Annotated in this window: 15 protein-coding genes; 12 read left to right on the top strand and 3 right to left on the bottom strand. The window is 70.4% G+C overall.

The window, feature by feature from the left end; genetic code table 11:
* Positions 1-141: 141 nt before the first annotated feature.
* Together ACGFYV_RS12805 and ACGFYV_RS12800 are read right to left on the bottom strand one after the other, a co-directional pair.
* Positions 142-1,053 (bottom strand): carbohydrate kinase, encoded by a 912-nt coding sequence (locus ACGFYV_RS12805; RefSeq protein WP_393878382.1) that lies wholly within the window; start codon positions 1,051-1,053, stop codon positions 142-144.
* Complete coding sequence (locus ACGFYV_RS12800; RefSeq protein ID WP_393878381.1) at positions 1,050-2,183, bottom strand: LacI family DNA-binding transcriptional regulator; 1,134 nt, start codon at positions 2,181-2,183, stop codon at positions 1,050-1,052. Before ACGFYV_RS12800 ends, ACGFYV_RS12805 begins: the two co-directional genes overlap by 4 nt.
* 440 nt (positions 2,184-2,623) lie before the next feature.
* Between ACGFYV_RS12800 and ACGFYV_RS12795 the strand changes: the two genes are divergently transcribed.
* The gene (locus tag ACGFYV_RS12795; protein WP_393878380.1) at positions 2,624-3,049 is read left to right on the top strand and encodes a Rieske (2Fe-2S) protein; all 426 of its coding nucleotides are present in this window, start codon (positions 2,624-2,626) and stop codon (positions 3,047-3,049) included.
* 118 nt (positions 3,050-3,167) lie between these two features.
* Here the strand turns inward: ACGFYV_RS12795 and ACGFYV_RS12790 are convergent, their stop codons facing one another.
* Complete coding sequence (locus tag ACGFYV_RS12790; protein ID WP_393878379.1) at positions 3,168-4,115, bottom strand: hypothetical protein; 948 nt, start codon at positions 4,113-4,115, stop codon at positions 3,168-3,170.
* A gap of 362 nt (positions 4,116-4,477) precedes the next feature.
* Here ACGFYV_RS12790 and uvrC point away from each other — a divergent pair, with 362 nt between their 5' ends.
* The 11 genes from uvrC (at position 4,478) to pgi (ending at position 17,647) form a co-directional block, all read left to right on the top strand.
* Positions 4,478-6,640, top strand: a complete 2,163-nt coding sequence (gene uvrC, locus ACGFYV_RS12785; protein WP_393878378.1) for an excinuclease ABC subunit UvrC — start codon at positions 4,478-4,480, stop codon at positions 6,638-6,640.
* Positions 6,637-7,620 carry an RNase adapter RapZ gene (rapZ, locus tag ACGFYV_RS12780; protein WP_393878377.1) on the top strand — a complete coding sequence of 328 codons (984 nt, stop codon included), beginning with the start codon at positions 6,637-6,639 and terminating at the stop codon, positions 7,618-7,620. Before uvrC ends, rapZ begins: the two co-directional genes overlap by 4 nt.
* Positions 7,617-8,711, top strand: a complete 1,095-nt coding sequence (gene yvcK, locus ACGFYV_RS12775; RefSeq protein WP_393878376.1) for a uridine diphosphate-N-acetylglucosamine-binding protein YvcK — start codon at positions 7,617-7,619, stop codon at positions 8,709-8,711. The genes rapZ and yvcK overlap by 4 nt, the downstream gene beginning before the upstream one ends.
* On the top strand, positions 8,702-9,691 hold the full coding sequence (gene whiA, locus ACGFYV_RS12770; protein WP_145491577.1) for a DNA-binding protein WhiA: 990 nt from the start codon (positions 8,702-8,704) through the stop codon (positions 9,689-9,691). The genes yvcK and whiA overlap by 10 nt, the downstream gene beginning before the upstream one ends.
* Before the next feature lie 704 nt (positions 9,692-10,395).
* Positions 10,396-11,406 (top strand): type I glyceraldehyde-3-phosphate dehydrogenase, encoded by a 1,011-nt coding sequence (gap, locus tag ACGFYV_RS12765; RefSeq protein ID WP_393878375.1) that lies wholly within the window; start codon positions 10,396-10,398, stop codon positions 11,404-11,406.
* A 135-nt stretch (positions 11,407-11,541) separates the two neighbouring features.
* On the top strand, positions 11,542-12,753 hold the full coding sequence (locus tag ACGFYV_RS12760; protein WP_393878374.1) for a phosphoglycerate kinase: 1,212 nt from the start codon (positions 11,542-11,544) through the stop codon (positions 12,751-12,753).
* Positions 12,754-12,773: 20 nt separating this feature from the next.
* Entirely contained in the window at positions 12,774-13,550 is a 777-nt protein-coding gene (gene tpiA, locus ACGFYV_RS12755) for a triose-phosphate isomerase (RefSeq protein ID WP_393878439.1), read from the top strand.
* Between the two features lie 111 nt (positions 13,551-13,661).
* Positions 13,662-13,892 carry a preprotein translocase subunit SecG gene (gene secG, locus ACGFYV_RS12750; protein WP_393878438.1) on the top strand — a complete coding sequence of 77 codons (231 nt, stop codon included), beginning with the start codon at positions 13,662-13,664 and terminating at the stop codon, positions 13,890-13,892.
* 236 nt (positions 13,893-14,128) lie between these two features.
* On the top strand, positions 14,129-14,464 hold the full coding sequence (locus ACGFYV_RS12745) for an RNA polymerase-binding protein RbpA (RefSeq protein WP_003957010.1): 336 nt from the start codon (positions 14,129-14,131) through the stop codon (positions 14,462-14,464).
* 177 nt (positions 14,465-14,641) lie between these two features.
* Positions 14,642-15,925: an MFS transporter gene (locus ACGFYV_RS12740; protein ID WP_393878373.1), complete on the top strand. Its 1,284-nt coding sequence runs from the start codon at positions 14,642-14,644 to the stop codon at positions 15,923-15,925.
* A gap of 72 nt (positions 15,926-15,997) precedes the next feature.
* Positions 15,998-17,647, top strand: a complete 1,650-nt coding sequence (pgi, locus tag ACGFYV_RS12735) for a glucose-6-phosphate isomerase (protein WP_393878372.1) — start codon at positions 15,998-16,000, stop codon at positions 17,645-17,647.
* Positions 17,648-17,740 lie beyond the last annotated feature (93 nt).

Below are 17,740 nucleotides of genomic sequence, written 5' to 3'. Positions count from 1 at the left end.
ATCAAAAAACCGGCGCCCCGCGGGAACTCCCAGCGGGGCGCCGCTCGTTCCACCATCAGCCACCCTGGCCCCGCGGCTCGACAGGCACCCGCACCGCAGGACCGGCCGCACCTTGACAGCAGAACAGGGGAATCAGACCGCTCACAGCTCGCCCAGCTCGGCCGCGTACGGCGGCTCCGCCCCCGCCCGCGAGCAAGTGATCGCCGCAGCACGCGCCGCGAACCGCAGCAGCCGGGTCCAGCCGTCCCCGCCCAGGGCGGCGAGTGCCTGCGGTGACAGCGCGTCCTGGACGGACAGACCGTGCAGGAGGGCCGCGTTCACCGTGTCTCCGGCGCCGATGGTGTCCACGACCTCGACCTTCTCGCCCGGCACGGAATACTCCCCGCCGTCCCGGGTGAACACGGTCAGGCCGTCACCGCCTCGCGTGACCACCACGGCCGACGGTCCCGAAGCCAGCCACTCGCGCGGGGTGCCGCCCAGCCACTCGGCGTCCTCGGCGGAGAGCTTCAGCAGCGTGACCGAGGGCAGCCAGCTGGAAAAACGCGCCCGGTAGGCGTCCGGGGCCGGGATGAGTCCCGCCCGGATGTTGGGGTCGAGCGCGGTGAACACGCCCTGCTCCGCGGCGGTCCGCATCAGCTCCTCGTAGGCGCTCGCCCCGGGTTCCAGGACGAGCGAGCACGTACCGAAGGACACTGCCCGCGTCCCGGCGGGCAGGCCGGACGGGGCGCTGAACAGACGGTCCGCCGTGCCCTCGACGTAGAAGGAGTAGGCGGCCGAACCGCCGGCGTCGATGGTGGCGACCGCGAGCGTGGTCGGCTCCGCGCCGCGCTGCACGCCGGACACGTCCACCCCCGCCCTGCGCAGCCCGTCGAGCAGGGCCTCACCGAAGGCGTCGTACGACGTGCGGGAGTGGAAGGCGGTGGCCGAGTCGAGGCGGCCGAGGGCCACGGCGGTGTTGTAAGGGCCGCCGCCGAGCGCCGGCTTCAGGCCCGCCAGGGCACCCGGGCCCTGCGGTACCAGGTCGATCAGTGCTTCACCGGCGACGACGATCACGGGGTGGTTCCCTTCTCGGACTGCTCGGACTGCGCTGCTGGTTCGGTTGGGTTCCCGGCGTCGGTTCGATTCCGGACGTCGGGCGATGGGGGGCCTGGGGCTGCGACCGGCTCCTCCGGGCACCCGCAGGAGGTGCGGTGGACGAAGGCGCAGGGCAGCCGTACGGTCCGGGCGGGCCGGTCCGGCGTGGCCAGACGGTCCAGGAGCACTCGGGCCGCCTCCGCACCGATCTCCCTGCTGGGCTGGGCGATGGCGGTGAGCCGGGGAGAGAACAGGTCGGCCCAGGCGAAGTCGTCGAAGCAGCACAGGGCGATGTCGTCCGGCACGCTCAGGCCCTGTCGGCGCAGGGCGCGCAGGGCCCCGATGGTCATTGTGTTGTTGGCGGTGACGAGGGCCGTGGGCGGATCCGCGAGGGAGAGGAGGTCGGCCGTGGCACGCTCGGCGCCGGCCGACTCGGAGCTGCCGGACACCACGAGATCGTCGGCATGGGCGAGACCGGCGGTGGTGAGGCCCTGGCGGTAGCCGTTGACGCGCTCGCTGGTGGTGCTGAGCCCGGACAGGCCGGCGACGAGGCCGATGCGGCGGTGGCCCAGATCGGCGAGGTGGGTGACCAGACGGGCCATGGGGTCGGTGTTCTCGGCGCAGACCTGGTCGAAGGTGGCCTGTCGGGCGCCGCCATGGGCCGTGATCACCCGGTCCAGGAACACGGTGGGTACGGCATGACGACCCAGGTACGTCAGGAGGTCGTGCGGGTCCGCGGAGGGAACGACGATCATGCCGTCGACCCGGCGCTCGTGCAGGAGCTGGGCGACCTTCAGCTCGTGCTCGGGGTCGTCGTGCGGGTCCGCGATGAGCAGGCTGTAGCCCGCGTCCAGGGCGGCGGCCTCGACTCCCTGGAGGATCTCGGTGAAGTACGGGTTGCTGATCGCCGACACCGCGAGGCCGATGGAGCGGGTGCGTGAGGTCACCAGAGAACGGGCGAGGGTGTTCGGCGTGTAGCCGAGCGTGTCGACGGCGTCCAGCACGGCCTGGCGGGTGTGGGGCAGCACCGGACGCGTGCCGTTGAGTACGTGGGAGACGGTCGCCACGGAGACCCCGGCGCTCCGGGCGACGTCGGCCATGGTGGGCATCTTGCTGACCCTCTCCCTGGGGCTGATGGGGCGGAGGCCACTGCGGTGGTGAGCTGCCGCGGGAGTTTTCCCGGCCCAGCCGGTGGCTACCGGCCCGCGCGACCTTTCGACCGGTCGGCGACCTAGGTGCCCGGCTGTGCGACCTCCGGGCGGCTGTGAGACCTCCCTGATGGCCGTGCAACCTCCCGGGCGGCTGTGAGACCTCCCGAGTGGCTGTGAGACCTCCTGAGCGGGAACGTACCCCATCGACGGCCCGCGCGTAAACGCTTGCGTAAGCGTTTACGTGCACGAACCCGACCTCGACCTACTTCTCCATTCGACGCCCGCGCGCCCCTACGGCGCTCACGTGCCTCTCCTCCAGTGCGCCGCCCCCCACCCCAGCACCGTCGTTCCGTCCGGGTATCGTCGGCCTCCCAGCCCCCTCAGCAGTGGAGACACAGATGCCCGCCCGACAGTCCGCGAGCCGTCGTACCGTCCTTCGAGGGGCCGCCGTGGCTCCGGTCGCCGGGCTCGGACTGGCCGCTTGCTCGGCTCCTGGCAACGGTTCCGCCGAGGCGGCTCCGACCGCGTCCGTCGACCTCGGCGCCGAGAACGAGGTCGCGAAGGGCGGAGCCAAGCTCTACCGGGACCACAACGTGGTGGTCAGCAGGGACGGGAGCGGCGCCCTCAAGGCGTACAGCACGATCTGCACGCACGCGGGATGCGCTATCAACAAGCTCCAGGGGACGACGCTGATCTGCCCGTGCCACGGCAGCGAGTTCGACGCACTGACCGGCAAGGTGGTCGAGTCGCCGGCCACCGTGCCGCTGAACGAGCTCCCGGTGAAGACGGCGAAGGGCAGGATCATCGCCGGTCCGGGGGCCTGAGGCCTGACGGGCCTGCGGATCAGGGCGGGCGGTGCCCTTCTCTCCCCGGCCCGCTCACCCGATCCCGGCACTCACCGGGTGCGGTCCTGGCACTCACCGGGTGCTTCCGGCCGGCCGTTCACTCCCACTCCCACCCGATGCCGACCATGCCCGGCCGGATCCGGGGTTCGACCAGGTGCACGCTGCGGTGCGGGCGGTTGACGGGGAGTTCCTGGTGGCCGCCGCGAGGGGCCGTGGGCGTGTGCTGGGTGAAGCGGTGGCAGCGGGTCGGCAGCGCGCCCTCGTTGAAGCGGACCTGGAGGGCGTACTGGCCGCCCGAGCCGTAGCGGTGGACGTACTCGCGTGAGACGCCGGCGGTGCCGTCGACGATGCCGTACCGGAAGAGGAAGGTGTCGCCGGAGCGCAGCCGGGTGTCGAAGAGGATCTCGGCCAGCAGCACGCCCGAGTCGTGGTCCGGACGGACACGTCCGGTGCGGCAGTTCTCCAGGGCGTGGACGGTCATGTCGCGGGGGCTGCAGCCGGGGTCGCCGTGGTGGACGGCGACGTAGCGGTCCACGCCGTCACGCTGGGCCCGCACGATGTGCTGGGACTCGCGGCCGGCGAGTTCGCGGCGGGCGCCGATGCGGACGCGTTCGTGATGGCCCAGGGTGTGCAGGCCGCTGTCGAGGGGCCAGCCCAGCTCGGCCAGGAGCCGGGACACGACGTCCGAGGTTTTCACCGGGGAGCCGGCGAAGCGGGGCGCCGCCGGGTGACCGGCAGCCGAGGGCGTGTCCGCGTCGGTGAGCAGCCGGATCAGGGACTCCTCCGGCAGTCGGAGGATCTCCTCCAGCGCACGGACGGCGCGCAGCGACTCGGGGCGTTGCGGGCGCCGGGCGCCCTGCTGCCAGTAACTCAGGCTGGTCACGCCGACCTTGACGCCGTGGCGCGACAGATGATGTTGGACGCGCTGGAGCGGCAGCCCGCGGGCGGCGATCGCGGCGCGCAACGCCACATGGAAGGGGCCGCCCCGCAGGGCCCTGTCCAGTTCCATGGGGGTGAGGTCCGCGTGCTCTGTGGCATGCCGCATGCACGGAAGCCTTTCTGTGAGGGGTCGCCACGGCTGGTCAGACCGTGGAGGCGGGTTCCGGGCCGCCCCGCGGGTCACGGGGGGCGCCCGTAGGCGGGTGTGGCGTACGCGTGCGCGGGTGTGCACGGCCCGGAGTTCCCCCGCATTGAAGCGTGTTGACCAGGCCCCGACAACACCTCGGACGGCGTCGTGGCCATACGGGCCGAACCATGCCCCTTTGGCGCTCCCTCGGGTGCGGTGGCCCCCTGTGCGCCCTGGTACGGGCGCGCTGCGAGAGGACCGTCGTGCGGCCGGGGATCATGGGCGCGGGCGTTGTCCACAGGCACGACGCGGTGTCGGTGCTCGCCAGTAGGGTGTGAGACATGGCCGATCCCTCCAGCTACCGCCCCAGGCCGGGTGAGATCCCGGACTCTCCGGGGGTGTACAGGTTCCGTGACGAGCACCGCCGGGTGATCTACGTCGGAAAGGCGAAGAGCCTGCGCCAGCGCCTGGCGAACTACTTCCAGGACCTGGCGAACCTGCACCCGCGTACCCGGACGATGGTGACCACCGCCGCGTCCGTGGAGTGGACGGTCGTGTCCACGGAGGTCGAGGCCCTGCAGCTGGAGTACTCCTGGATCAAGGAGTACGACCCCCGGTTCAACGTCAAGTACCGCGACGACAAGAGCTACCCGTACCTCGCGGTGACGATGAGCGAGGAGTTCCCGCGCGTGCAGGTGATGCGCGGTCACAAGAAGAAGGGCGTGCGGTACTTCGGGCCGTACGGCCATGCGTGGGCCATCCGCGACACCGTCGACCTGTTGCTGCGTGTCTTCCCGGTGCGTACCTGCTCGGCCGGTGTCTTCAAGAACGCGGCCCGTACCGGCCGCCCGTGCCTGCTCGGCTACATCGGCAAGTGCTCCGCCCCCTGCGTGGGCCGGATCACTCCTGAGGACCACCGGGAGCTGTCCGAGGAGTTCTGCGACTTCATGGCCGGGCGCACCGGCACCTACCTCCGCCGTCTGGAGAAGCAGATGACGGAGGCCGCCGAGGAGATGGAGTACGAGCGGGCCGCCCGCCTGCGCGACGACATCGGGGCGCTGAAGAAGGCCATGGAGAAGAGCGCGGTCGTGCTCGCCGACGCGACCGACGCCGACCTCATCGCCGTGGCCGAGGACGAGCTGGAGGCGGCCGTCCAGATCTTCCACGTGCGCGGCGGACGGGTGCGCGGCCAGCGCGGCTGGGTCACCGACAAGGTCGAGGAGGTCACCACCGCAGCCCTCGTCGAGCACGCCCTGCAGCAGCTCTACGGTGAGGAGACTGGGGACGCCGTCCCCAAGGAGGTCCTGGTCCCGGCCCTGCCCGAGCCGGTCGAGCCGGTCCAGGAATGGCTGACCGTCCGCCGCGGGGCGAACGTGTCGCTGCGTATCCCGCAGCGCGGTGACAAGAAGGCGCTCATGGAGACCGTGCAGCGCAACGCCCAGCAGGCCCTCGCCCTGCACAAGACCAAGCGCGCCTCCGACCTGACCACGCGCTCGCGTGCCCTGGAGGAGATCGCCGAGGCCCTCGACCTGGACAGCGCTCCGCTGCGCATCGAGTGCTACGACATCTCGCACCTCCAGGGCGACGACGTCGTCGCCTCCATGGTGGTCTTCGAGGACGGGCTCCAGCGCAAGAGCGAGTACCGCCGCTTCCAGATCAAGGGCTTCGCCGGCCAGGACGACGTCCGTTCCATGCACGAGGTGATCACCCGCCGCTTCCGGCGCTACCTCGCCGAGAAGGAGAGGACGGGGGAGTGGGCCGACGGCGCGGACACGCTCACCAACGGCGAGCACACCCCCGGCGACGGCGAACACACGTCCACCGGCGGGACGGCTCACGTCGACGGTGATTCCCTCACCAGCTCCCTCACCGGCTCCTTGACCGACTCCCTGGCCTCCTCCCTCAAGGACGACGACGGCCGTCCCAGGAAGTTCGCGTACCCGCCGCAGCTCGTCGTGGTCGACGGCGGGCAGCCACAGGTCGCGGCGGCCCGGCGTGCCCTGGACGAGCTGGGCATCGACGACATCGCCGTGTGCGGCCTCGCCAAGCGCCTGGAGGAGGTCTGGGTGCCGGGCGAGGACGACCCGGTGGTCCTGCCCCGCACCAGCGAGGGTCTCTACCTGCTGCAGCGCGTCCGCGACGAGGCCCACCGCTTCGCGATCACCTACCAGCGCGCCAAACGCGCCAAGCGATTCCGCTCCAGCCCCCTGGACGACGTGCCCGGCCTCGGCGACACCCGCAAACAGGCGCTCATCAAGCATTTCGGCTCGGTGAAGAAGCTACGCTCCGCCACAATCGAGCAAATCCAGGAGGTGCCCGGGATAGGCCGCAAGACGGCGGAGACCATCGCCGCGGCCCTCGCCCAGGCGGCTCCGGCCGCACCCGCCGTGAACACGGCGACCGGAGAGATCATTGAGGACGAGGAACCCGACGCGACGGCGGGTTCCCCGGGGGAGCCCGCGACCGCGGGCGTCCCGGACGGACGACGGGGGCAGGAGCCATGACCGAGCACGACGCACAGCCCACACCGGAGCGAGAACAGGCGGCCGGTGAACCGCAGGAAGCGGTGCAGGAAAACGGAGCACAGGTGACCACGGACGTCACACCCGCCGGGGCCGAGGTGGCCATCCCCGAGCTGGTGATCATCTCCGGCATGTCCGGAGCGGGCCGCTCAACAGCGGCGAAGTGCCTGGAGGACCTGGGCTGGTTCGTCGTCGACAACCTCCCGCCCGCCCTGATCCCCACCATGGTGGAGCTGGGCGCCCGCTCCCAGGGCAACGTGGCACGGATCGCGGTCGTCGTCGACGTGCGCGGCCGGCGCTTCTTCGACAACCTGCGCGAGTCCCTCGCCGACCTCGCCACCCGGAACGTGACCCGGCGGATCGTCTTCCTGGAGTCCTCCGACGAGGCGCTGGTCCGCCGCTTCGAGTCGGTGCGCCGCCCGCACCCTCTCCAGGGCGACGGCCGCATCGTCGACGGCATCGCCGCCGAACGCGAGCTGCTGCGCGAGCTGCGCGGCGACGCCGACCTGGTGATCGATACCTCCAGCCTCAACGTGCACGAACTGCGCGCGAAGATGGACGCCCAGTTCGCCGGGGACGAGGAGCCCGAGCTGCGGGCCACCGTGATGTCCTTCGGCTTCAAGTACGGCCTGCCGGTCGACGCCGACCTGGTCGCGGACATGCGGTTCCTGCCCAACCCGCACTGGGTCCCGGAGCTGCGCCCGTTCACCGGCCTCAACGACGAGGTCGCCGCCTATGTCTTCAACCAGCCCGGCGCCAAGGAGTTCCTCGACCGGTACGCCGAGCTGCTACGGCTCATCGCGGCGGGCTACCGGCGTGAGGGCAAACGGTACGTGACCATCGCCATCGGCTGTACCGGCGGCAAGCACCGCTCGGTGGCGATGTCGGAGAAGCTCGCCGCGCGCCTCGCGGCCGAAGGCGTGGAGACGGTGGTCGTACACCGGGACATGGGACGGGAATGACGGACCGCACACCCCGGCTGAGCAGGCTGCGCCGGATGGTGCCGGAGGGCCGCACGGGCCGCACCACGGCGGAGGCCCGCACGGCCCGGCCCGCCGAGGCCCGCGGCGGGCGCCCCCGCAGGCGCGGCGCCCAGCCCAAGGTGGTCGCCCTCGGCGGCGGCATGGGCCTGTCCGCCTCCCTGGCCGCACTGCGCCGGATCACCGGCGACCTCACCGCCGTGGTCACGGTGGCCGACGACGGCGGCTCCAGCGGGCGTCTGCGCGACGAACTGGGCGTGCTCCCGCCCGGCGATCTCCGCAAGGCCCTGGCCGCGCTGTGCGGTGATGACGACTGGGGCCAGACCTGGGCCCGCGTCATCCAGCACCGCTTCCACTCCCAGGGCGACCTGCACGACCATGCGGTCGGCAACCTGCTGATCGTCGCCCTGTGGGAGCAGCTCGGCGATCACGTCCAGGCACTCGACCTGGTCGGCAGGCTCCTCGGCGCGCACGGGCGCGTGCTGCCCATGTCCGCCGTGCCGCTGGAACTCCAGGCCCTGGTCAAGGGGCACGACCCGGAGCGGCCGGACGACGTGGACACCGTCCGCGGCCAGGCCACCGTGGCCCTCACCCCGGGCGAGGTCCAGTCGGTGCACCTCGTGCCGAACGACCCGCCCGCCGTCCCCGAGGCCGTGGCCGCCGTCCTGGACGCGGACTGGGTGGTGCTCGGACCCGGTTCCTGGTTCTCCTCGGTCATCCCACACCTGCTCGTCCCCGAACTGCTCGACGCGCTCACCGCGACCAAGGCACGCAAAGTCCTCTCCCTGAACCTCGCTCCGCAGCCGGGAGAAACCGACGGCTTCTCCCCGCAGCGTCATTTGGAGGTTTTGGGGCGACACGCCCCTAAACTCGCCCTGGACGTGGTGCTGGCCGACGAGGCCGCCGTGCCCGACCGGGACTCGCTCACCGAGGCCGCCAAGCGGCTCGGAGCCGCGGTCGAGCTGGCCCCGGTGGCCCGGACCGACGGAAGCCCCCGGCACGACCCGGAGCTGTTGGCCGCCGCGTACGACCGTATTTTTCGGATGCATGGAAGGATCGGCCCATGGCGATGACGGCAGCGGTGAAGGACGAGATCTCCCGGCTCCCCGTCACCCGGACCTGCTGCAGGAAGGCGGAGGTCTCCGCCATTCTGCGGTTCGCCGGCGGCCTCCACCTGGTGAGCGGGCGCATCGTGATCGAGGCGGAGCTGGACACCGCGATGGCGGCCCGGCGCCTCAAGCGGGACATCCTGGAGATCTTCGGACACAGCTCCGAACTGATCGTGATGGCGCCCGGCGGACTGCGCCGCGGTTCGCGCTACGTCGTGCGCGTGGTCGCGGGCGGCGACCAGCTGGCCCGCCAGACCGGTCTGGTCGACGGCCGGGGACGCCCGATCCGCGGGCTGCCCCCGCAGGTGGTCTCGGGGGCCACCTGCGATGCGGAGGCGGCCTGGCGCGGGGCCTTCCTGGCGCACGGCTCGCTGACCGAGCCCGGCCGCTCCTCCTCCTTGGAGGTCACCTGCCCGGGGCCCGAGGCCGCGCTCGCCCTGGTCGGCGCCGCCCGCCGGCTGTCCATCGCGGCGAAGGCCCGCGAGGTGCGCGGGGTGGACCGGGTGGTCGTCCGCGACGGTGACGCCATCGGCGCCCTGCTCACCCGGCTCGGCGCGCACGAGTCCGTGCTGGCCTGGGAGGAGCGCCGGATGCGGCGCGAGGTGCGGGCGACCGCCAACCGGCTGGCCAACTTCGACGACGCCAATCTGCGCCGCTCGGCACGTGCGGCCGTGGCCGCCGGCGCCCGGGTGCAACGGGCCCTGGAGATCCTCGGCGAGGAGGTTCCCGAACACCTCGCGGCGGCAGGGCGGCTGCGCATGGAGCACAAGCAGGCCTCCCTGGAGGAGCTGGGTGCGCTCGCCGACCCGCCGCTGACCAAGGACGCGGTCGCCGGCCGGATCCGCCGGCTGCTGGCGATGGCGGACAAGCGCGCATCCGACCTGGGCATCCCGGGCACGGAGGCCAACCTGTCCGAGGAACTGGCGGACAACCTGGTGGGCTAGCCGGGGCTAGCCGACACAGTGTCAAACAGCTGGTGCCGACGTCCGTTCGGGTGGTCGGCACCGGCATTTGTGTCCCCACGGCATCTCCGCGAGAACCGGGTGCCGAGTGCCGAGTGCCGAGTGCCGAGTACCGAGTGCCGAGCGCTGAGCGCTGAGCGCTGGGTTCGGTGAGGGTCAAGTACCGGCCATCGGGCACTACTCGGGCACCAACGGACCGGGCACCATGAGGTCATGCCTCACTCCTTGGCGTGGCGCCGGTGGACGCGGTGGTACGGGGCGTCGAACGCGTGCGGTGAGGGGTGCGGTCGATTGCCTCCAGTGCCTTGGCAGTTGGGCATGCGCGGCGGATCGCGGGTCGCGGCCGGCGATGTTCGCGGCGTGCGTTCCGGCATCACGCAACAGGTGAGCGGAACCCCCTCTCAACGGTGCGCGGAAACGTCGTGCATCAGGTGAGCCGACCCGCTCACGAACGAGTGAAAAGACCGTCAAGAAGCACCGTCACTCCCTAACAAACAGGAGTGAAACGACCTTCGATCCGGGATGGTCCGTACCCCTACCGATGGGTACGGACAGCCTGCCCGTGTATGCGGCATCTCGATGTCACCGCGGGGGCCCCAGAGGGGTAGGGTCGGGGGTGGTCGGGGACATCCCAAATACAGCTCGCCGGCATCGCATGGCCGGCGTACCAACGAGGAGATCGGTTCGTGACGATCCGCGTAGGCATCAACGGCTTCGGTCGTATCGGTCGTAACTACTTCCGCGCACTCCTGCAGCAGGGTGCGGACATCGAGGTTGTGGCTGTCAACGACCTGGGTGACACCGCCACCACGGCTCACCTGCTCAAGTACGACACGATTCTTGGCCGCCTCAAGCAGGAGGTCACGCACACCGCCGACACGATCACCGTCGACGGACACACCATCAAGGTGCTCTCCGAGCGCAACCCCGCGGACCTTCCGTGGGGCGAGCTGGGCGTCGACATCGTCATCGAGTCGACCGGCATCTTCACCAAGCGCGAGGACGCCGCCAAGCACCTCGAGGGCGGCGCCAAGAAGGTCCTCATCTCGGCTCCGGCCAAGAACGAGGACATCACCATCGTGATGGGCGTCAACCAGGAGAAGTACGACCCGGCGAAGGACCACGTCATCTCCAACGCCTCCTGCACCACCAACTGTGTGGCGCCGATGGCGAAGGTCCTGGACGAGAACTTCGGCATCGTCAACGGCCTGATGACGACGGTGCACGCCTACACCAACGACCAGCGCATCCTGGACTTCCCGCACAAGGACCTGCGCCGCGCCCGCGCCGCCGCGGAGAACATCATCCCCACCACCACCGGTGCCGCGAAGGCCACCGCCCTGGTGCTGCCGCAGCTCAAGGGCAAGCTGGACGGCATCGCGATGCGCGTGCCGGTCCCGACCGGCTCCGCCACCGACCTGGTCGTGGAGCTGTCGCGCGAGGTCACCAAGGACGAGGTCAACGCCGCGTTCAAGAAGGCCTCCGAGGACGGCGCGCTCAAGGACTACCTGGCCTACACCGAGGACGAGATCGTCTCCTCGGACATCGTCGGCGACCCGGCCTCCTGCACCTTCGACTCGTCCCTGACCATGGTCCAGGACGGCAACAAGGTGAAGATCCTGGGCTGGTACGACAACGAGTGGGGCTACTCCAACCGCCTCGTGGACCTCACGGTCTTCGTCGGCAGCCAGCTCTGATCGCCCCCAGCAGGACCTCGAAGTGAGAGCAGGGCTCGGGCAGCGCAACGTCGCGCCGTCCGGGCCCTGTCCTGCGCCCGGCCCACGTCCTTTTACGATCAGGGGCATAAAAAGCCCTCATCAGGAGTCCACTCAATGAAGACGATCGACGAACTTCTCGCCGACGGCGTGAGCGGAAAGCGGGTCTTCGTCCGCGCCGACCTCAACGTGCCGCTCGCCGACGGGACGATCACCGACGACGGCCGTATCCGCGCCGTGCTGCCCACCGTGAAGGCGCTCGCGGACGCGGGCGCGGAGGTGGTCGTCGCCTCGCACCTGGGCCGCCCCAAGGGTGCGCCGGACGCGGCCTTCTCGCTGCTGCCCGTCGCCGAGCGCCTCGGCGAACTCCTCGGCGCCCCGGTCGCCTTCGCCCAGGACACCGTGGGCCCCGCCGCTCACGCCGCTGTCGACGGCCTGCAGCCCGGCCAGGTCGCGGTCGTCGAGAACCTGCGCTTCAACCCCGGCGAGACCTCCAAGGATGACACCGAGCGCGGCGAGTTCGCCGACCAGCTGGCCGCCCTCGCCGACGTCTACGTCGGTGACGGCTTCGGCGCGGTGCACCGTAAGCACGCCTCCGTGTACGACCTGCCGGCCCGGCTGCCGCACTACGCCGGCTACCTCATCGCCACCGAGGTCGGCGTCCTCAAGAAGCTCACCGCGGACGTCAAGCGCCCCTACGTCGTCGTCCTCGGCGGCGCCAAGGTCTCCGACAAGCTCGCCGTCATCGACGAGCTCCTCGGCAAGGCCGACCGCCTGCTCATCGGCGGCGGCATGGCCTACACCTTCCTCAAGGCCCAGGGCCACGAGGTCGGCATCTCCCTCCTCCAGGAGGACCAGATCCCGGCCGTCACCGAGTACATGGAGCGCGCCAAGAAGAACGGCGTCGAGCTGGTGCTCCCCGTCGACGTCGTGGCCGCCCCGGCCTTCCCGGACCTGAAGGCCAAGGCCCCCACCGAGCACACCGTGGTCGACGCGGACAAGATCCCCGCCGACCAGCTGGGCCTGGACATCGGCCCGAAGTCGCAAGAGCTGTACGCCTCGAAGCTCGCCGACGCAGCCACCGTCTTCTGGAACGGTCCCATGGGCGTCTTCGAGCACCCCGACTACGCCGACGGCACCAGGGCGGTCGCCCAGGCCCTCGTCGACTCGGACGGCTTCACCGTCGTGGGCGGCGGTGACTCCGCCGCGGCCGTGCGTACGCTCGGTTTCGACGAGAATGCATTCGGTCACATCTCGACCGGTGGCGGCGCCTCCCTCGAATACCTCGAGGGCAAGACGCTCCCCGGCCTCGCCGCACTGGAGGACTGACCTCAATGGCCGCATCAAACATTGCCGGGCGCACGCCGCTGATGGCGGGCAACTGGAAGATGAACCTCAACCACCTTGAGGCCATCGCGCACGTCCAGAAGCTCGCCTTCGCCCTGACCGACAAGGACTACGAGGCCGTCGAGGTCGCCGTTCTGCCGCCCTTCACCGACCTGCGCTCCGTGCAGACCCTGGTCGACGGCGACAAGCTCAAGATCAAGTACGGCGCCCAGGACATCTCGCAGCACGACTCCGGCGCCTACACCGGCGAGATCTCCGGCCCGATGCTCGCCAAGCTGAAGTGCACGTACGTGGCGATCGGCCACTCCGAGCGCCGGCAGTACCACGGCGAGACCGACGAGCTGATCAACGCCAAGGTCAAGGCCGCCTTCAAGCACGGCCTGACCCCGATCCTGTGCATCGGCGAGGAACTGGACGTCCGGGAGGCGGGCAACCACGTCAACCACACCCTTGAGCAGCTCGAAGGCGGTCTGAAGGACCTCCCGGCCGAGCAGGCCGAGTCGATCGTGATCGCCTACGAGCCCGTCTGGGCCATCGGCACCGGCAAGGTCTGCGGCTCCGACGACGCCCAGGAGGTCTGCGGCGCCATCCGCGGCAAGCTCGCCGAGCTGTACTCGCAGGACGTGGCCGACAAGATCCGCATCCAGTACGGCGGCTCCGTCAAGGCGGGCAACGTCGCCGAGATCATGGCCAAGGCCGACATCGACGGCGCCCTGGTCGGCGGGGCCTCGCTGGACGCGGACGAGTTCGTCAAGATCGTCCGCTTCCGTGATCAGTAGCCGCGGCCGAGAGTAGGCGGTAGCGGCGATACGTCGTACCCTTGCGGGGGCACGGCCATGGTGCTGTGCCCCCGTCCATCCGAATCCGAGGAAGTTGGTCCAGCCGTGGTTTTGGGGTTCTCGATCGCCCTGATCGTCTTCAGCCTGCTGATGATGCTGCTGGTGCTGATGCACAAGGGGAAGGGCGGCGGCCTGTCCGACATGTTCGGTGGCGGCATGCAGTCGTCCGTCGGTGGTTCCTCGGTCGCCGAGCGTAACCTCGACCGCATCACCATCGTGGTCGGTCTCCTCTGGTTCGCGTGCATCATCGTCCTCGGCATGCTGATGAAGTCCAGCGGCTGATTCGGACAGCCCGGACGAACAGGCGATCAACGTCGCACAAGCACATACATTCCGCACGTAAGGCCCCATGTTCGGTACGCGCTCCTGAGCGCGGCCTATCATGGGGCTTGCGTCTAGGTGTGGGGGTTGTCACTCCAATCACTGGACGCGCGTTGGGCCTTACGTAAACTGAGGCGCTCGCGGCGAAGCGAAACGCCGACTCGCTTCGCGGCACCAAAACGCAGGGAGTTACGACCGTGGCAAGTGGCAACGCGATCCGAGGAAGCCGGGTCGGGGCGGGGCCGATGGGCGAGGCCGAGCGCGGCGAGTCCGCACCCAGGCTGCGCATCTCCTTCTGGTGCTCCAACGGGCACGAGACGCAGCCCAGCTTCGCCAGCGACGCGCAGGTCCCCGACACCTGGGACTGTCCGCGCTGCGGCTTCCCCGCCGGCCAGGACCGGGACAACCCGCCGGACCCGCCCCGCACCGAGCCGTACAAGACGCACCTCGCGTACGTACGGGAGCGGCGCAGCGACGCGGACGGCGAGGCGATCCTCGCCGAGGCGCTCGCCAAACTGCGCGGCGAAATCTAGGAGTTCTCACCGGCCGGGTACCCAAGGGTGCCTGGCCGGAGCCGTCTCGCCCGGCCGCCCACGCCCCGTTGTCAGTGGCGCTCGTTACGGTGTGTACATGGACGCGGAGCGATCAGCTCTTCGTGATCGCTCCATTGCGATCGGCGCGTCATGAACGGCACAGCGTGAGGGGAACTCATGACGGGGGACAGGACGGCGGAGGCCCGGACGGCGGGCGAAGAAAAGCCCGCGTGGCGCGGAGGTTTCGGGCGGCTGTGGACGGCCGCCGTCATCTCCCGCTTCGGAGACGCGCTGCGTACGGCCGCGCTGCCGCTACTCGCCGTGCGGCTGACCGACGAGCCGCTCGTCATCGCCTCGGTCACCGCCTGCGGTTATGTGCCGTGGCTGCTCTTCGGGCTGTTCGGCGGGGCCGTGGCCGACCGGGTGGACCAACGGCGCGCGATGTGGGCCGTGGACACGGTACGAGGCCTGCTCGTCGCCGCCTTCGCCCTCGCCGTCGGCCTCGGGCACGCATCGATCCCGCTGCTGATCGCCCTCGCGTTCTCGCTCACCGCCCTCCAGACGCTCTTCGACAACGCCTCCACCGCCCTGCTGCCCTCCCTGGTGGAGCGCGAGGCACTCGGCGCTGCCAACGCCCGTCTGATGACCGGTCAGCAACTGGCGGGCGGACTGCTCGCGGGCCCGTTCGTGCCGCTGCTGCTGACGGCAGGGGCGTTCATGCCGTTCGCGGCGGACGCCGGGACGTACCTGGTGGCCGCCGCGCTCGTCGCGTCCTTGCGGGTGCGGCCACCCGAGCGGGAGCCGCGCCCGGCCGGCAGCACCCTGCGCGCGGAGATCGGCGCCGGCCTGCGCGCCCTGTGGCACGACCGGTCGCTGCGCGCGGTCTGTGTGGCCACGCTGCTGTGCAACATCGGCATGGGCGCCCTGATCGCGACACTCGTCCTGCACGTCACCCGCTGGCTGCACGCGGGCAACGCCGGATACGTGGCCGCGATGACGGCGTACTCGGCCGGCAGCCTCGCGGGCGGACTCCTCGCCCAGCGGATCGCCCGTCGCACCGGACGGGTGGGGGCCCTGCTGCTCGGCGGCAGCGTCCAGGTCGGGTCGCTGCTGCTCATCGGCGGTGTGCGGCACCTGGCCGCGCTGATCGCCGGGATGCTGCTGCTCGGCTCGATGAACATGGTGTGGAACGTCAACCAGGTGACGCTGATGCAGCAGCGCAGCGCCGAGTCGATGCTGGGCCGTATCGCCTCCGCCTTCCGGACCGCCTCGACGTCCGGCGCCCCGCTCGGCGCCCTCCTCGGCGGAGTCGTGGCCCGGCTGTTCGGCCTCAACACGCCCGCCCTGCTCGCGGCCGTCCTCTTCGCGCTGGCCGTCACCGCGCTGATACCGGCGCGCAAGCCGGACGTACCAGTCGTCGCACCGCGGGACGGCGTCACGACCCCACGTCCCACGGGCTGATCAACTAGTTTGAGAACCGGTAGCGGGCAACGGACGCAGCAGGACAGGCAGGAAAGAAGGCTGAAGTCGGACATGAACGCAGACGGCCGTACCAGGCTCAACCAGACGCCCGAGTGGACCGCCCTCGCCAAGCACCGCGAGGCACTTGCCGACACTCATCTGAGGGACCTGTTCGCCGCAGATCCGGGGCGCGGCGACGGGTACACGCTGCGGGTCGGCGACCTGCACATCGACTACTCGAAGCACCTGGTCACCGACGAGACGCTGCGGTTGCTGCGGGAGTTGGCGGCGGCCACCGACGTCTTCGGCCTGCGGGACGCCATGTTCCGCGGCGAGAAGATCAACACGACGGAGAAGCGGGCCGTGCTGCACACCGCCCTGCGCGCCCCGCGCGACGCCGTCGTCGAGGTCGACGGGGAGAACGTCGTCCCGGACGTGCACGCCGTCCTGGACCGGATGAGCGACTTCGCCGACCGCGTCCGCTCCGGCGCGTGGACCGGTCACACCGGCAAGCGCATCAGGAACGTGGTCAACGTCGGCATCGGCGGCTCCGATCTCGGTCCGGCGATGGCCTACGAGGTGCTGCGCAGCTTCACCGACCGCGATCTCACCGTCCGCTTCGTCTCGAACGTGGACGGCGCCGACCTGCACGAGGCGACCCGGGACCTGGACCCGGCCGAGACGCTGTTCATCATCGCCTCCAAGACCTTCACCACGGTCGAGACCATCACCAACGCGACCTCCGCGCGCACCTGGCTGGTGGACGCGCTCGGCGATCCGTCCGCGGTCGCCAAGCACTTCGTGGCGCTGTCGACCAACGCCGCGAAGGTCGCCGAGTTCGGCATCGACACGGCCAACATGTTCGGGTTCTGGGACTGGGTCGGCGGGCGCTACTCGTACGACTCCGCGATCGGCCTGTCCCTGATGATCGCCATCGGCCCGGACGGCTTCCGGGAGATGCTGGACGGCTTCCGTCTGGTCGACGACCACTTCCGCACCGCCCCGGCCGAGGACAACGCCCCGCTGCTGCTGGGCCTGTTGGGGATCTGGTACGACAACTTCCACGACGCCCAGTCGCACGCGGTCCTGCCGTACAGCCACTACCTGTCGAAGTTCACCGCGTATCTTCAGCAACTGGACATGGAGTCCAACGGCAAGCACGTGGCGCGTGACGGCAAGCAGGTCGACTGGCAGACCGGGCCCGTCGTGTGGGGCACCCCGGGGACCAACGGGCAGCACGCCTACTACCAGTTGATCCACCAGGGCACGAAGATCGTCCCGGCCGACTTCATCGGCTTCGCCCGGCCGGTGGCCGAGCTGAGTGATGAACTCGCCGCCCAGCACGACCTGTTGATGGCCAACTTCTTCGCCCAGACCCAGGCCCTCGCCTTCGGCAAGACCGCCGAGGAGGTCCGTGCGGAGGGCGTGCCCGAGGAGCTGGTCCCGCACAAGACCTTCCACGGCAACCGGCCGACGACCACGATCCTCGCCCGCGAGCTGACCCCCTCCGTGCTCGGCCAGTTGGTCGCCCTCTACGAGCACAAGGTGTTCGTGCAGGGCGCGGTCTGGAACATCGACTCCTTCGACCAGTGGGGCGTGGAGCTGGGCAAGGTCCTCGCCAGGCGGGTGGAGCCGGCGCTGACCGAAGGGGCCGAGGTGGAGGGGCTGGACGCGTCGACGCGGGCCCTTGTCGCCACCTACAGAGAACTGCGCGGCCGCTGAGAAGCCGCCCCACGCGCACGGCGGTCGCCACGGCCACGAGATCTCACTTGTGCGTCGACCCCACGTATGCCCTAGTGTTCCGCTGATCACGAG

It is taken from the genome of Streptomyces sp. NPDC048297 (assembly GCF_043201585.1).
Taxonomy (GTDB): Bacteria; Actinomycetota; Actinomycetes; order Streptomycetales; family Streptomycetaceae; genus Streptomyces.
Note: the sequence above shows the minus strand (reverse complement) of the source record. Positions and strands in the feature narration are given on the sequence as shown.

Coding starts and splice junctions, on each gene's coding strand:
- ACGFYV_RS12795 (WP_393878380.1), top strand. CDS start 2,624: ATGCCCGCCCGACAGTCCGCGAGCCGTCGTACCGTCCTTCGAGGGGCC.
- ACGFYV_RS12760 (WP_393878374.1), top strand. CDS start 11,542: ATGAAGACGATCGACGAACTTCTCGCCGACGGCGTGAGCGGAAAGCGG.
- ACGFYV_RS12800 (WP_393878381.1), bottom strand. CDS start 2,183: ATGCCCACCATGGCCGACGTCGCCCGGAGCGCCGGGGTCTCCGTGGCG.
- whiA (WP_145491577.1), top strand. CDS start 8,702: ATGGCGATGACGGCAGCGGTGAAGGACGAGATCTCCCGGCTCCCCGTC.
- ACGFYV_RS12740 (WP_393878373.1), top strand. CDS start 14,642: ATGACGGGGGACAGGACGGCGGAGGCCCGGACGGCGGGCGAAGAAAAG.
- rapZ (WP_393878377.1), top strand. CDS start 6,637: ATGACCGAGCACGACGCACAGCCCACACCGGAGCGAGAACAGGCGGCC.
- uvrC (WP_393878378.1), top strand. CDS start 4,478: ATGGCCGATCCCTCCAGCTACCGCCCCAGGCCGGGTGAGATCCCGGAC.
- yvcK (WP_393878376.1), top strand. CDS start 7,617: ATGACGGACCGCACACCCCGGCTGAGCAGGCTGCGCCGGATGGTGCCG.
- ACGFYV_RS12790 (WP_393878379.1), bottom strand. CDS start 4,115: ATGCGGCATGCCACAGAGCACGCGGACCTCACCCCCATGGAACTGGAC.
- pgi (WP_393878372.1), top strand. CDS start 15,998: ATGAACGCAGACGGCCGTACCAGGCTCAACCAGACGCCCGAGTGGACC.